The sequence below is a fragment of the Thermohalobaculum sediminis genome (assembly GCF_023487995.1).
In the GTDB taxonomy this organism is placed as follows: domain Bacteria; phylum Pseudomonadota; class Alphaproteobacteria; order Rhodobacterales; family Rhodobacteraceae; genus Thermohalobaculum; species Thermohalobaculum sediminis.
Genome location: NZ_JAMFKN010000004.1, coordinates 331,204 through 344,513 on the forward strand (window position 1 = coordinate 331,204; position 13,310 = coordinate 344,513).

Below are 13,310 nucleotides of genomic sequence, written 5' to 3' on the forward strand. Positions count from 1 at the left end.
CCTGCCTCGCGCGTTCGGCGGCCGCGGCGTGCGAGGTCAGGCGTCGCCCGCCGGCCCGAAGGCGCTCGCGGACCACTCCTGGAACAGCTCCCAGACGGCACGCTCGGCCTTGCCCGGCTCGCCCGTCAGGCGCACGCCCATGACGTTCAGCTGGCAGGCGGGCAGCCGGTCCGACAGATCGGCGAGCCTGCCTGCGGCGATCCGCTCGGCCGCGAGCGAGGCCGGCACCCAGGCGATGCCAAGGCCCGCCGCCGCCAGCTCGAGCATCGCAAAGGCGAGGGCCGTCTCGACCCTCGGCACCGGGCTCGCCATGCGACGGAGTGTGGGCAGGATCTCGCGGTCGATGACCTGGCCGAAAAAGACGTCGCCCGGATAGGCGATGTAGGGCAGTTCGCTTCCATCGGGCCAACCCTTGGGCGTCACGTCCGGCCGGCAGACGGGGATCAGCCGGTCCGTGCCGATGGCGATCGTCTGGATGTAGCCGGCCGCAATGGTGAGCGTCTCGTCCGGCAGGCCATAGACAAGCGCGACCTCGGCCTGCCGCGACAGAAGGAGCGCGAAGCATTCGTCGAGATTGGCCGAACGCAGGCGGATATAGATGTCGCCCTGCCGCTCCTGCACGCGGCGGACCAGCCCGGGCGCCATCGCCGCGGTCAGCGAGTGCTGGCTCGCCACCACGATGCGGTTGGCGGCGATTCGCTCGCCGCGCCGCAGGTCCTCGACTAGTTGGCGCAGCGTGCCCACCAGCCGCAGGATCTGGTCGTGCTGCAGCTCGGTCGTCGGGCGAAGCTGCACGGGCTTTCGCGTCCGGTCGAACAGCTCGACGCCCACGAAGTCCTCGATGTTCTGGATGCGGCGCGAGAAGGCCGACTGGGTGAGATGCCGCCGCTCGGCGGCTTCGCTGAACGAGCCGGTCTCGGCGACGGCGAGGATGTCTTCCAGCCACTCGAGTCGCATGCTGCCCTCTATGTTGCAGGATGCGCATCTTAACTCGAGAATTTCGAAATTGTATGCGGATTTCCGCTATGCCAGACTCGCATCATGCAAGTTTGGATAGGACGCGACTCATGCATCTGGCCCGGTTTCCGCGCATCTTCCTCGCCCATCTGCCGACGCCGCTCGAGCGACTCGACCGCCTGAGCCGCGAACTCGGCGGCCCCGAGATCTGGATCAAGCGGGACGACTGCACCGGCCTCTCGACCGGTGGCAACAAGACCCGCAAGCTCGAGTTCCTGATGGCCGAGGCGGCGGCGATGAACGCCGACATGGTGATGACGCAGGGCGCGACCCAGTCGAATCATGCGCGCCAGACCGCGGCCTTCGCCGCCAAGCTGGGCATGAAGTGCCACATCCTGCTCGAGGACCGCACCGGCTCGAAGGACCCGAACTACAACAACAACGGCAACGTCCTGCTCGACCACCTGCATGGTGCCACGACCGAGAAGCGCCCCGGCGGGCTCGACATGAACGCCGAGATGGAGGCGCTGGCCGACACGCTGCGCGCCGACGGCAGGAAGGTCTACACCATCCCTGGCGGCGGTTCGAACGCGACCGGCGCGCTGGGCTATGTCAACTGCGCCTTCGAGCTGGTGAGCCAAGCGAACGACCGCGGCCTCGTGATCGACCACCTGGTCACCGCGACCGGCAGCGCGGGCACGCAGGCGGGACTGATCGTCGGGCTCAAGGCGATCAACGCGGGGATTCCGCTTCTGGGCTTCGGCGTCCGCGCGCCGAAGGCCAAGCAGGAGGAGAATGTCTTCAACCTTGCGCTCAAGACCGCCGAGAAGTTGGGCTGCCCCGGCGTCGTGCAGCGTGCGGATGTGGTCGCCGACTGCGACTATGTGGGCGCCGGCTACGGCATCCCGCGCGCAGACACGCTCGAGGCGATCCGCATGTTCGCCGAGCTCGAGGGCGTCCTTCTCGACCCGGTGTATTCCGGCAAGGGTGCGGCGGGGCTGATCGACCACATCCGCAAAGGCCGCTTCAGGAAGGGCGAGCGCGTGGTGTTCCTGCACACCGGCGGCGCCGCGGCACTGTTCGGCTACGACGCGGCCTTCGCCGGCGACCGCGCGCAGCGCTCGGCGGCCTGAGACATGGCGCGGCCCGGCGGCTTCACCCGGCAGTTGCCGATCCCCGAGGCGGGGATCGGCGCGGCCGGTCCCAAGGGCTGCACCTCGACGCACCGAAGCTGGCGCTACATTGCGACGCAGCGTCTGCCGCGGACCGACCGCATCCTGTCGGGCCTCTTCGACATGCGCCTGCCGCTGACCTTCAGCCTCGAGGATTGCGACCTGATCGCCGGCCACATCCTCGATGCCGTCGCAGGCCTCGACCTTCGGTGGCAGGCGTGAGCCCGCGCCGCGTCGGCATCCTGGGCGGCATGGGGCCCGAGGCGACGGTGCTCTTGATGCAGAAGGTCATCGCGGCCGTGCCCGCGCGCGACGATGCCGATCATGTGCCACTGATCGTCGACCAGAACCCGCAGGTGCCCTCGCGCATCAAGCGGCTGATCGAGGGGACGGGCGAGGACCCCGGGCCTGTGCTCGCCGCCATGGCGCGGCGGCTCGAGGCGACAGGGGCAGAGGCGCTGGCGATGCCCTGCAACACCGCGCACCACTATGCGCCCGCGATCCGCGCGGCCGTGGGGGTGCCCTTCATCGACATGGTGGCGCTGTCGGCCGGACGGGCGCGCGAGCTTGCGGGTCCGGGCGGTGTGGTCGGCATCCTCGCCTCGCCCGCGGTGCGGCGCATCGGGCTGTTCGACGCGGCCTTCGGCGCCCTTGGTCTGGCGCCGCGCTACGCCGCGGACGAGGACGCCATGCTCGCCGCCATCCGGCGCATCAAGGCCGAGGGCCCCGTGACCCCCGCCCGCGTGGCGCTGAAGGCCGCCTCGGCCGCGCTGCTGGCAGAAGGCGCGCAGGTGCAGATGATTGCCTGCACCGAGTTCTCGCTGATCCCCGAGGCCGTGGCGCGCGGGGCGACCGTCTTCGACACGCTCGATGTGCTGGTCGAGCGCATCGTCGGCTTCTCGCTCGGCGCGGACGAAGCTGCAGGGCGGCGGCGGGCGAGCCACTGACCCGGGAGCACGGCGCGCAGTGCCGGACCCGACCGCAAGGGAGGGCGCGCAGAACCACGACCGGGAAACATCTTCCTATGAGCGCCGCGATGCTGGTGCAGACCGCTGGCGTGGCGCCGGCCGACAAGACCGCCGAATGGGGCTTGCCTGCCTTCGGCGGCTGGGTCGTCAAGGAGGGGACGTCGGCGCCGGGAGCACCGATGCCGTCGCCGCCTTCGCCAGCGCGGTGGACGACGCCGATGCCGCCGCCTTGATCGCGGACAGGGCCGAGGTGCAGGCCATCGCCAAGGCCATGGGGAGCCACGCCGCATCGGGTGCCCGGCATCCTCGGGGGCTTTAACCTTAACCTTCGCGCCGCCCCCCCGGCCGGCGCCGACCGCGCCGAGGTGTTCCGGAAAGCACGCGCTGCTGCCCTGGCTCGACGTAATCGAGAGCGTGGCCCTCGGCCTCAAGCTGCAGGGCATGGCCGATCGCGAGCAGGTCGCGATTGCCTCGAAGTTCCCGTCGCTGCTCGGCCCAGACCGTTTCGCGAAATCGCCGGCCCACACGCTCTCGGGCGGCATGCAGCAGCGCGTCGGCATCGCCCGCGCGCTGACCTGCGCCCCCAGGATTCTGCTGATGGACGAGCCGCCGGGCGCACTCGATCCGCTCACGCGCGAGAAGGTGCGGGACCTGATCCTCGGGATCTGACACCGCAGGCGCAAGTCGGCGTTCTTGGTCACCCACAGCGTCGAGGAGGCGCTGTTCACGGGCACCAGGCTCAGCGACATTTCGCCCCGCCCGGGCGGCCAGGCGATCGTGCTCATCGTCGCGCAAACGATCTTTCTCGCGAGTTTCGTCCTTGCCGCCATTGCGCGGTTCGCGTTCTGACACGCGCAAAGACCGGCACGCGCGCGGGGGCTCGGCAAAACCGGAAACCCCGCGCGGCCGCCCGGTCGGGGCGCAGGGACGCACCGTCCGCGGATCGCCAGCGCGCCGCGCCGCCCTGCGAGAGCGTAGCCGAGCCGGCGTCGATTTCGCGGTAGACGGGTTGATCTCTCTGCGGCAATATTCAACCGTGGCGTGTGTGCAGGATGCGAGGTCCCCGCGATGAGTCTTTCCAGTCATCCCATGGACCGCCGGGTCGAGCCCGTGCTGCGCCTCCCCGATCCGACCATGGCGGACACGCCCGAGCCGGCTCATCGTGCCGGACTCCTGGCAGGTGCGCCGTGGCCCAGACCCTGTGTGGTCGCGGCGCCGGATCTCGAGCCCTCGCGTCGGCATTCGATCCGCCGGGGCTTGATCGCGGCGGGAACCTTTCTGGTCGCCGCCGTGGTGCCCGTGGGCGTGTTCGTCTCGCCAGCCGTGCAGGGCCAGACCGCGCCGCCCGCGACGCCACCCGGTTCGGCGGTGGCCGAAGCCCCGGCCGATGGGGGCGGCGCGATGCCGCTCGAGGCCGCGCGCGGCGACTACCGCTGGCGCTACGAGGCGACGCGGTTCCGGTGGAACATCGACCGACATCTCGATCCGGCTCCGGCCGAGGGCCGATGGGTCCGTGTCCCGATCGCGTCCGAGCGCGGCTCGGTCCCGCCGCCCCAGCCCGCCCTGCCGCCGGCAGCGGACGGCCCGGTCGTGGCGGCGGCCCCCCTCTCGCTGCCCGACGAGATAGGCAAGGCCGCGCCCGCCTCGATGATCGACGCGCCAATCGCGCGGCCACCCGAATTGCCGCGCGTGGCCGCGCTCGCGCCAGCGGGTCAAGGCGCGGCGCGCGATGCCGCCGCCCCGCCGCCGCGCGCCGAGGCGCCCGCGGGCCAGCCCGAGGAAGTGGCGGCGCCCTCGCCAGCAACCCCCGCGCCCACAGGGCCCGCGGTCGCGGCGCTCTCACCCGAGGCCGCCGAGGTGGCGGCGCCCGAGGCAACCGCCGAGCCCACCCCTGCGGCGGGTGGTCCGGCAACTGAAGCCGCGCCCGTGGCCGTGCCCGCGGCCGGCGACCCCGCGCAGGGCGAGGGCGCCGAGCGCGTGGGCGCACTGACGCCCGCGCCAGCCACCCCGTCGCTGAGCGCCTCCCCCTGGCCGCCGGAGCGGCCCGCCTTTGCCGAGCCGATGATCCAGGTCGGGCTGTTCGGCGTGCCCGCGAATGCCGCGCGGATGCTCGCGCGCCTCGATGCCGGCGGCTTCGCCGCGCGCGGCATCCCGGTGACGATGGGCGGGCGCGACTTCACCCGCGTCGTGGCCGGCCCCTTCGCGGATCCGGCGGAGTTCGACCGCGCGATGGCGCTGATCCGGGAATCGGGCATCGACGACGCCTATGCCGTCTATCGCTGATCCGAGTTCATGTCGCAGACAATCCGGTGTCGCGCGACGTCGCTCTTGCTGCTATCGTTGTCGTCGTGGACGCGGGTCGTTCCGCCGGTAGGGGTGCCGGCAGGCCCGTGGGTCGAAGGGAGCGAGAGCGATGGATGCGGGTCTGCTGGGACTCCTTGTACGCGGATATCTTCCAGCCATGTTGGCGGGCGTGCTGACAGGAATGTCATGGCATTGGCTGGCCGGGCTTCTCGTATTCTGGCTTGGTGGTGCCGCCGCCGTGCTGGCGATCGCGGCATTCGAAAGGCCGCGAGCAATCGCGCGGTCCGGCCGCGATGCGTTCCCCGCGGGCGCGGAGGACGGCGAGCGCGTCACCTGACCCCACCATCCGCATGGCGCCTCGCACGATTGCACAGCCGGATGGCCCCGCGTCCTGCGCTCGATGAGCCATGCGAGATGCTGATGGGCGGCAACCTGGCGACCGGGAAGTGAGACTCATGCAGGCGGGTGGGTGTTCGTGCATTTTCATCCTCTCGACGAAGTCGGCAGGGTCGAGCGTGTTGCAGGAGACGATCGCGAGCCGCACAGCGCTCCGGCCCGTTGCGCGGACACGCCATTTCGAGAACGAGACGCTTTACTGGACCAAGGCCGCGTCTGTTCTAGGCCTGCCACAAATTCAGCTGCCGATGAGCGAAGTGCCGATCCCGGCAGCGCGGGCGGCGCGTGAACTCGTGGCCTTCCTCTCCGAGAACGGAGTGGCGCCTCCCGGTTCGGCGCTGACGGAACGGTCGATCATTGACGGGTTCCGCGATCTCTGTGCGGCACAGGGCGGCCTGATGCTCGAGAAGTCGCCTCACCACCTCTATCAGATCGAGGCGATCCGGCTCATGGAGCGGTTCGCCGATGCTCATCCGGCACTCGGGGTTCGGTTTCTTGGCCTCGCGCGCAACCCGCTCGACACGTTTTATTCGTCGTGGCGCCGGTTTGGCGTCCCGCCTGATCAGGAAGAGCGCGTCTGGGCCATCGCCTACCGGAATCTGCGGGACCTCGCGGCGCGCCGGCCCGATCAGGTGCGCATCCTGCGCTACGAGGACGTCGTGAGCGGGACGCTGGACGTCGCCACCTTGCTACGCGAGATCGGGATCGACATCGAGGATGATCGAACGGCGCCGGCATTGCACGCCCGCTCGGTCTCGAAATGGCGTGGAGATGCGCATTTCGGTCATGTCCTGTCGCCCGAAACGGCCGAGCTTGCGCGTGCCTTCGGCTACACGACTCAGGAACTCGAGGGCAGGGCGAGGCCATGGGGGTTCCGCGACGAGGCGCGGCATCTCGCGTTCCGGGCTTATGGATGTCTGCCCGAGGCCATGCGGCAGTCACTGAGCCGTGCACGCCGTGCGATGCTGCGCCGGGCCTGACCGGCAATTTCCGCCGCGCGCTGCAAGCGCCATCTGCCGCACACGGCATAGCGACACCGCGCGGGTATAGGGTCTGAAGCGCCCTCGCGGTCGGAGCGATTCCCGGCCTTGCCTCTGTGACGGGGCGCGATCGTCGGACGCGTGAGGTCTTTTGGGGCGGAACTGCGCCATTCCGAGACAGATACACCGCATTCTCTGTGCCGCGCCACCAAGCGGCATCGGCGCGATTGCATTCGAGGAGAAAATGAATAAGGCTATACACGTTAAGCGTGTGCGGCCCGAGGCTGTCGAGGAAGTCGTGATGATCCGCGTCGTTGTCGATAAGTTGTTGTTTTCCCCACATCATCACCGTCCAAGCCCCCGTTTGCTCGGCATGTTTTCCGCTGCCGTTCTGTTCGCGCTGGGTGCCGGGGGCGGCCAGGCGTACGCGTTCTCCTGGTTCTGGGAAAAGGTTCCCGCCGGCATGAACGACGGGTCGAGATTCCGTGCCCTCGAGGTCGTCAGTGCGGCCTATTCGGGAACGAGCGATCGCGAGCGCTCCACGGTACGCGTGCGAAGCGTGCTTGAGCGCTGGCAGCCCGAGATCGAGGTGGCAGCGCGGAACGCACGCATCTCGGAGGCGCTCATCGCCGCGGTCATCGTCGTCGAGTCGGGTGGGAACCCGCGGGCGGTCAGTCCGGCAGGAGCAATGGGGCTGGGACAGCTGATGCCTGGCACGGCACGTCGCTACGGTGTGCGCGACCCATTCGACCCCCAGGCCAATCTCGTGGGCTCGGCAATGTATCTCTCGGACCTCGTGGAAATGTTCCGCAACGACATTGTCCTGGCGCTCGCCGCCTATAATGCCGGTGAAAATGCCGTCCTGCGGCACGCGGGCGTCCCGCCTTACGAGGAGACCCGCGCCTATGTGCCGAAGGTGTTGTCTGCCTTCAACATTGCTGGAAACTTTTGCGAAACGCCGCCACGGACGGCGCGGCGGCAGTGCCAGTTGCCGCAACGCTTCTCCGAACTGGCGAGAAACTGAATAAAAATCAGTCATTTTGAGCGCGCCGGGACAGTAACGAGAAACTTCGAGTGTGCCGTTTGTGCGTTTCTTTATGCGTGTAGGAGGGTAGGAGATGGTCTGTCGAGTAAAGTCGGCTATTTTTCCAGTCGCAGGTTTGGGAACGAGATTTCTGCCGGTCACAAAGTCGATCCCGAAGGAGATGATCTCGCTGGTCGACAGGCCGTTGATCCAGCATGCGGTCGAGGAAGCCCTCGCGGCTGGAATCGAGCGGATCGTATTCGTGACGGCGCCCGGCAAGGTGACACTGGAGGCGCACTTCCAAGCGTCACCCGAACTCGAGAACACCCTCGCGGCAAGGGGGAACGGTGCGGCGCTGGAGGTCCTCCGTGCCACGACGCTGCCGCGCGGTGCCGTCGCTTGCGTCAGCCAGCCCCGACCTCTGGGTTTGGGCCACGCGGTGCTCTGTGCGCGGGAACTGGCGGGTGACGGTCCCGTCGCCGTCCTGCTGCCCGACGATGTGATCGAGGCCGCGACGCCCTGCATCGGACAGATGGTCGAGGCGCATGCCGAGTGCGGCGGAACCGTTCTGGCGACGATGCGCCTGCCGCGGACCCAGATCTCGTCTTATGGCGTGATCGACCCGTCCGACACGCCTGCGGGCGCCGAGGATGGGCGCCTCGTCGCTGTTCGTGGTCTGGTCGAGAAGCCTGCGGCCCAGGATGCCCCATCGGACCTCGCGGTCATCGGACGCTACATCCTCGCGCCGTCCATCTTCGGTCACCTCGCGCGACAGCGGCCCGGCGCCGGGGGAGAGATCCAGCTCACCGATGCAATCGCGTCGGCTGCGGCAGGTGGGGAGCCGGTGTTCGGCTTCTGCTTCGAGGGACGCCGCTTCGACTGCGGCTCGCGGGTCGGGTTCGTCGAGGCGACGGTCGCGTTCGCAATGCAACGGCCCGAGATGCGCGACCGCCTGGGCACCTTCCTGCGGCACGAGATGGCACGGCTGGAAACAACGGTGCTTGCGGCCGAGTGAGCCGCCGCCGCCGCGGACAGGTACGCGTCTTGCGGCGCGCAGATCGAGACCAGAGGTATCTTGATGTCGAGTTCGGACGTTCAGTACGAAAAGTCGCTTCGTCCCGCGGCTGCGGCGCGCGGCTCCGGGACGCACTCCGAAGCGCCCCTTGCCGACATTGTCGCGATGCGGCGCGCCGTGGTCTCGTCGATGATCCTTGCCGATGTTGCCGCGATCATCGTTGCCTTCCTGCTCGCCGTCGTCCTGGCCGATACGGCCCGCTTCACGCTGATCGGTGAAGGTTTTGACGCCACGGAGTTCCTCGTGTCGCGTGCAAGCCATCTCGCGACGCTCGCTCTTCTGCTCATTGGCGTCTTTGCTTTTGGCGGCCTCTATGGCCGGGGCGGGTGGGAACTCGAGGAGGTTCGCCGGATCGTGATGGCGGTGGCGCTGGTCGCCCTGCTGGATGCTAGTCTGCAGTACATCCAGAAGGACCATACGTCGCGCCTGTGGTTTGTCTCCGCGTGGCCCTTAGCGGCGGTCACGATCATCGGCTTCCGCATGGCGCTGCGGTCACTCCGGTCGGTTGACCGCGCAATGACCTCGAATGTTCTGCTGATCGGACGGGGCCTTTCGACGCCCGACTTCATCAGTGACGCCCGCGAGAGCCGCTCGGGCGGCGTAAGGGTGCTCGATGCCGTGTCGGTCGCCGCCCTTGCCGGCCTTGGGCCCGCGGAAATCCGCTCCCGTATCGAGGGGGTTGCCGCCAATCACGGGCTCCATCCGACACGCGTCGAGCTCGTTCTCGCACCGGACATCGCCGAGGGCGCGCTCGCACAGTGCCTGGTTGATACGCTGAACGTCATGGGTCTGCCCTTCTCGGTGGTTCTGAACTACCATGGGATCGCGCGGCGTGGGCTGCGCACGCACCGCGTCATAGGAGCGGATATCGTCCTCGCCGAAGTCGCATCGACCGAAGGGCACCCTGCCGAGCAAGCGCTCAAGCGCCTGATCGACGTGGTTGCTTCGCTCCTGCTCCTCGTGCTTCTCGCGCCGCTGATGCTCGCGATCGCAGCGCTGCTCAAGCGCGAGGGCGGGCCAGTGCTGTTCAGCCAGCTGCGTGTCGGCTATCGGGGCCGGCGCTTCAACTGTCTCAAGTTCCGCACGATGCTTCCGGACGCCGAGGCGCGGCTCGCGCTTGTGCTTGCGACAGATCCCGCTGCCCAGCGCGAATGGGCCGAGTTTCAAAAGCTCGCGAACGACCCGCGGATCACCAGGATCGGGCAACTGCTCAGGAGGACGTCGCTGGACGAGTTGCCTCAGCTCATCAACGTGCTCAGGGGCGAGATGAGCCTCGTCGGTCCGCGTCCGATCGTGGCGCCCGAGGTCCCCGGCTATGATGCCGACCACGCGTATTTCCAGAGCGCGGACGGTGCCTATTACTGCAGCTTCAAGCCGGGCATCACGGGGCTTTGGCAGGTCTCTGGCCGCGCGAGCACAAGTCATGACGAGCGCATACGACTTGACGCCTGGTATGCGCGGAACTGGTCGGTCTGGCTCGACGTCGTGATCCTTCTGAAGACTTTCAGAGCGGTCATCGCAAGGACGGGGGCGTGAGTGTTTTGTATCTCGCAACGACCAGCCGGTCTGACCTGCCGGGCAGCTTTTGCGTTGAGCCCATCATCTGATGGGGCTCTCCGCGCTCATGCGGATGGTGCCCGGTCAGGGTTCGTGTGGTGCCGTCGATGGCTTTTTTCGCATGGTGTCGACCGCGTAAACGCCATCGGAAGCGAGCCCGTCTTTTATGGTGTGTTTCAGCGATGCGTGAATGATTGGAGAGAAGTGTGATCCGCGTATACAAGCAGATCCTCGGGCTATTCGACGTGCATGAGCGGCACAGGTTCGTCCTCGTTATCGGGCTGGTGCTGGTCATGGGCATTTTCGAGGCGGGCGGGCTCGCTTCCGTCGTCCCGTTTCTCAAGGTTCTGTCCGACCCCGGTGCGATTGAAAGAAGTTCCTTGCTATCCGAGCTGTATCATGCAGGCGGGTTTGCCAATTCAAACGAGTTCCTCATCGCGCTTGGGCTCTGCGTTTTCGCCATAATTCTCATTGGAATGCTCGTGAAGATTCTGACGTTTTACGCAGTCACTCGCTTCAGCCAGATGCGCAGTTTTTCGCTGAGCTATCGTCTTCTGCGACACTACTTAGGGCAAAACTACGTTTGGTTCCTGACGCATCACAGTGCGCATCTGGGGAAAAATATTCTCGCGGAGGTCGATGAGGTTGTTCTTCACTCCATTATTCCGGCCGTTTCGATGATCAGTTATGTTGTCATTGCCATGGCGATCACGACGGTGCTTGTTCTTGCTGACCCGCTGATGGCAATCACTGTCGCTGGTGTTATCGGCGGTGCGTACGCAGTGATCTATATCTTTTCCCGCGGCCGGCTGGCGCGGATCTCCAAAGAGACGGTCGCGGCCAATCGTCTGCGCTTCCAGCTCGTCAACGAGACTTTTGGTGGGATCAAGCACATCAAGTTGCACGGATTCGAGCCCGAGTTCCTCGAAAACTTCAGGGCGCCGGCCATTAGATTGGCGAGCAGACGCGCCACGCGTGAGCTGATCAGCGAAATTCCACGGCACGTTCTGGAGGCGGTGCTGCTGGGCGGCATCATGCTTGTAGTTCTCATCAAGCTTTATGAGAGCAAGGGCAATTTCGGCGAGATCCTGCCGATCGTGGGGCTTTACGCCTTTGCTGGGATCCGTCTCTTTCCCGTTACGCAGCATATCTATCGCAGCGTAAGCAAGATGCGCGCCTCGCATGTGGCTCTGGACACGATCTGCGCGAGCCTCAACCCCAAAACGAAAGAAACTCGCCTCCCGCGCCTGGCACGGAGAAACGAAGTCCCTCCGCTGCGTATCCGCGAGGGGATCGAACTTCGAGGCGTGACATTCAGCTACCCTACGAGCGAGCGGCCGGTGATCGACAACCTGTCGCTTTCGATTCGCGCAAATACGACAGTCGCGCTGGTCGGAACGACGGGCTCGGGCAAGACGACGCTGGTGGATATCATCCTTGGCTTGCTGCCCCCGGACCGCGGGCGGCTCCTGGTTGATGGCGCCCAGATCGATCCGCTCACGCTTCCAGGTTGGCAGAGATGCGTGGGTTATGTGCCCCAGCAGATCTTTCTTGCAGACGATACGATCGCGCGGAACATCGCCTACGGCATTCCCGCGGATCAGATTGACACTGGATCGGTCGAGCGCGCTGCGCGGATTGCGCGCGTGCATGACTTCATCGTTTCCGAGCTTCCCGAAAGCTACAATACCATGATCGGCGAACATGGCGTGCGCCTCTCAGGCGGACAGCGTCAACGCATCGGCATCGCGCGCGCGCTCTATCACGATCCGGACATGATCGTCCTCGATGAAGCGACGTCGGCGCTCGACAATATTACCGAGCGCGCGGTGATGGACGCGGTGCATAGTCTTACGAGCAACAAGACGATCATTCTGATTGCTCACAGGCTCAGCACCGTACGGCAATGCGACAAAATCTTTATGATTGAGAGGGGCAAATTGACCGCACATGGAACATTTCGCGACCTATTCGCAAATGATGAATCCTTCAGATCCATGTGTGGAGAGCTTACTTCTTAAATACAAAGCGTAATATTTATAATAAAATCTAAAGATAAATATTTATCGATGCTTTGTAAGAGCGGCGTTGTTATGCGTACAAATAATAAATAATATTTCTTTTTTTTGGTGAGCGTGTCTTTTGCTCTCGAGATCGGGTCTGCTGGCGTGGTGTGTTTGGTTTTGGTCGCTTTTTCTAGCGATGGTCGACTTATAGAGGTTCGAGAAATGCCAAAGCCGGTTTGGTCAGGGAACAACAAAGTTTCCGCGCCAGAGATAACAGGGTTCTCTGCCAATTATTTGACGGGGAAGAGCGACCCCGGAGCGACTGTCAGCATCTATGCGAACGGTCTATGGCTCGGTGATGCGGTCGCGGATGAAAACGGCATTTGGGAATTCAACACGGGCAGCTTGGCGGAGGGCTCCTATAGTTTTACGGCTGAGGTAGGAAAAGGCGCGCACACTAAGGTATCCGCTACATACGTCGTGGAGATCGACAACATCGCGCCGACGATCACCGTGACCGCGAACGCCTTCACCGAAAACTCGGCGTCGACGGGCGACGTGGCGGCGACCTACTCGACCTTCGACGAGGACGGCGACAGCCTGACGGTGGACTTCACCGCGGGCAGCAACACCGAGGGCTACTACGAGATCGTGGGCGACCAGGTGGTGCTGACCGCGGCCGGTGCGAACCAGGTCAATACCGGCGGCACGCTGCCGGCGGTCGAACTGACCGTCAGCGACGGGACGCTGTCCGGCGATGGCAGCGACACGCCGGTGGTGACGCCGGCGAACGACGCGCCGACGATCACCGTGACCGCGAACGCCTTCACCGAAAACTCGGCGTCGACGGGCGACGTGGCGGCGACCTACT

Annotated in this window: 15 protein-coding genes; 14 read left to right on the forward strand and 1 reads right to left on the reverse strand. The window is 65.9% G+C overall.

The genetic code is table 11. The features are described 5' to 3' along the window. Positions 1-36: 36 nt before the first annotated feature. The gene (locus M1105_RS11290; RefSeq protein WP_249580468.1) at positions 37-957 is read right to left on the reverse strand and encodes a LysR family transcriptional regulator; all 921 of its coding nucleotides are present in this window, start codon (positions 955-957) and stop codon (positions 37-39) included. 110 nt (positions 958-1,067) lie between these two features. Here M1105_RS11290 and M1105_RS11295 point away from each other — a divergent pair, with 110 nt between their 5' ends. From M1105_RS11295 to M1105_RS11360, 14 genes are all read left to right on the forward strand, one after another. Then, positions 1,068-2,090, forward strand: coding sequence for a D-cysteate sulfo-lyase (locus M1105_RS11295; protein WP_249580469.1), 1,023 nt, complete (start codon positions 1,068-1,070; stop codon positions 2,088-2,090). 3 nt (positions 2,091-2,093) lie between these two features. Next, positions 2,094-2,351, forward strand: a complete 258-nt coding sequence (locus tag M1105_RS11300) for a hypothetical protein (protein ID WP_319936790.1) — start codon at positions 2,094-2,096, stop codon at positions 2,349-2,351. Then, on the forward strand, positions 2,348-3,076 hold the full coding sequence (locus tag M1105_RS11305; RefSeq protein WP_249580470.1) for a cysteate racemase: 729 nt from the start codon (positions 2,348-2,350) through the stop codon (positions 3,074-3,076). The genes M1105_RS11300 and M1105_RS11305 overlap by 4 nt, the downstream gene beginning before the upstream one ends. 77 nt (positions 3,077-3,153) lie before the next feature. Then, positions 3,154-3,330, forward strand: coding sequence for a hypothetical protein (locus tag M1105_RS11310; RefSeq protein WP_249580471.1), 177 nt, complete (start codon positions 3,154-3,156; stop codon positions 3,328-3,330). Positions 3,331-3,484: 154 nt separating this feature from the next. Next, a complete protein-coding gene (locus M1105_RS11315) occupies positions 3,485-3,766 on the forward strand; it encodes an ATP-binding cassette domain-containing protein (protein WP_406600618.1) in 282 nt (93 codons plus the stop codon). A 24-nt stretch (positions 3,767-3,790) separates the two neighbouring features. Beyond that, on the forward strand, positions 3,791-3,946 hold the full coding sequence (locus M1105_RS11320; RefSeq protein WP_249580473.1) for a hypothetical protein: 156 nt from the start codon (positions 3,791-3,793) through the stop codon (positions 3,944-3,946). 219 nt (positions 3,947-4,165) lie between these two features. Then, on the forward strand, positions 4,166-5,380 hold the full coding sequence (locus M1105_RS11325; protein ID WP_249580474.1) for an SPOR domain-containing protein: 1,215 nt from the start codon (positions 4,166-4,168) through the stop codon (positions 5,378-5,380). A 130-nt stretch (positions 5,381-5,510) separates the two neighbouring features. Next, positions 5,511-5,738 carry a hypothetical protein gene (locus tag M1105_RS11330; RefSeq protein WP_249580475.1) on the forward strand — a complete coding sequence of 76 codons (228 nt, stop codon included), beginning with the start codon at positions 5,511-5,513 and terminating at the stop codon, positions 5,736-5,738. 118 nt (positions 5,739-5,856) lie between these two features. After that, positions 5,857-6,777 carry a sulfotransferase gene (locus tag M1105_RS11335; RefSeq protein WP_249580476.1) on the forward strand — a complete coding sequence of 307 codons (921 nt, stop codon included), beginning with the start codon at positions 5,857-5,859 and terminating at the stop codon, positions 6,775-6,777. A 301-nt stretch (positions 6,778-7,078) separates the two neighbouring features. Then, the gene (locus M1105_RS11340; protein WP_249580477.1) at positions 7,079-7,801 is read left to right on the forward strand and encodes a lytic transglycosylase domain-containing protein; all 723 of its coding nucleotides are present in this window, start codon (positions 7,079-7,081) and stop codon (positions 7,799-7,801) included. Positions 7,802-7,895: 94 nt separating this feature from the next. After that, positions 7,896-8,816 carry a UTP--glucose-1-phosphate uridylyltransferase gene (locus M1105_RS11345; RefSeq protein WP_249580478.1) on the forward strand — a complete coding sequence of 307 codons (921 nt, stop codon included), beginning with the start codon at positions 7,896-7,898 and terminating at the stop codon, positions 8,814-8,816. Between the two features lie 63 nt (positions 8,817-8,879). Next, a complete protein-coding gene (locus M1105_RS11350) occupies positions 8,880-10,412 on the forward strand; it encodes a sugar transferase (RefSeq protein ID WP_249580479.1) in 1,533 nt (510 codons plus the stop codon). Positions 10,413-10,639: 227 nt separating this feature from the next. Beyond that, positions 10,640-12,454, forward strand: coding sequence for an ABC transporter ATP-binding protein (locus tag M1105_RS11355; RefSeq protein ID WP_249580480.1), 1,815 nt, complete (start codon positions 10,640-10,642; stop codon positions 12,452-12,454). 465 nt (positions 12,455-12,919) lie between these two features. After that, positions 12,920-13,310, forward strand: a 391-nt coding sequence (locus tag M1105_RS11360) for a hypothetical protein (RefSeq protein WP_249580481.1), incomplete at its 3' end; no start/stop codon positions are given.

Excerpts from the sequence above, each read along its gene's own strand:
- M1105_RS11335 (WP_249580476.1), top strand. The coding sequence starts at position 5,857 with ATGCAGGCGGGTGGGTGTTCGTGCATTTTCATCCTCTCGACGAAGTCG.
- M1105_RS11325 (WP_249580474.1), top strand. The coding sequence starts at position 4,166 with ATGAGTCTTTCCAGTCATCCCATGGACCGCCGGGTCGAGCCCGTGCTG.
- M1105_RS11295 (WP_249580469.1), top strand. The coding sequence starts at position 1,068 with ATGCATCTGGCCCGGTTTCCGCGCATCTTCCTCGCCCATCTGCCGACG.
- M1105_RS11330 (WP_249580475.1), top strand. The coding sequence starts at position 5,511 with ATGGATGCGGGTCTGCTGGGACTCCTTGTACGCGGATATCTTCCAGCC.
- M1105_RS11340 (WP_249580477.1), top strand. The coding sequence starts at position 7,079 with ATGATCCGCGTCGTTGTCGATAAGTTGTTGTTTTCCCCACATCATCAC.
- M1105_RS11350 (WP_249580479.1), top strand. The coding sequence starts at position 8,880 with ATGTCGAGTTCGGACGTTCAGTACGAAAAGTCGCTTCGTCCCGCGGCT.
- M1105_RS11290 (WP_249580468.1), bottom strand. The coding sequence starts at position 957 with ATGCGACTCGAGTGGCTGGAAGACATCCTCGCCGTCGCCGAGACCGGC.
- M1105_RS11300 (WP_319936790.1), top strand. The coding sequence starts at position 2,094 with ATGGCGCGGCCCGGCGGCTTCACCCGGCAGTTGCCGATCCCCGAGGCG.
- M1105_RS11310 (WP_249580471.1), top strand. The coding sequence starts at position 3,154 with ATGAGCGCCGCGATGCTGGTGCAGACCGCTGGCGTGGCGCCGGCCGAC.
- M1105_RS11345 (WP_249580478.1), top strand. The coding sequence starts at position 7,896 with ATGGTCTGTCGAGTAAAGTCGGCTATTTTTCCAGTCGCAGGTTTGGGA.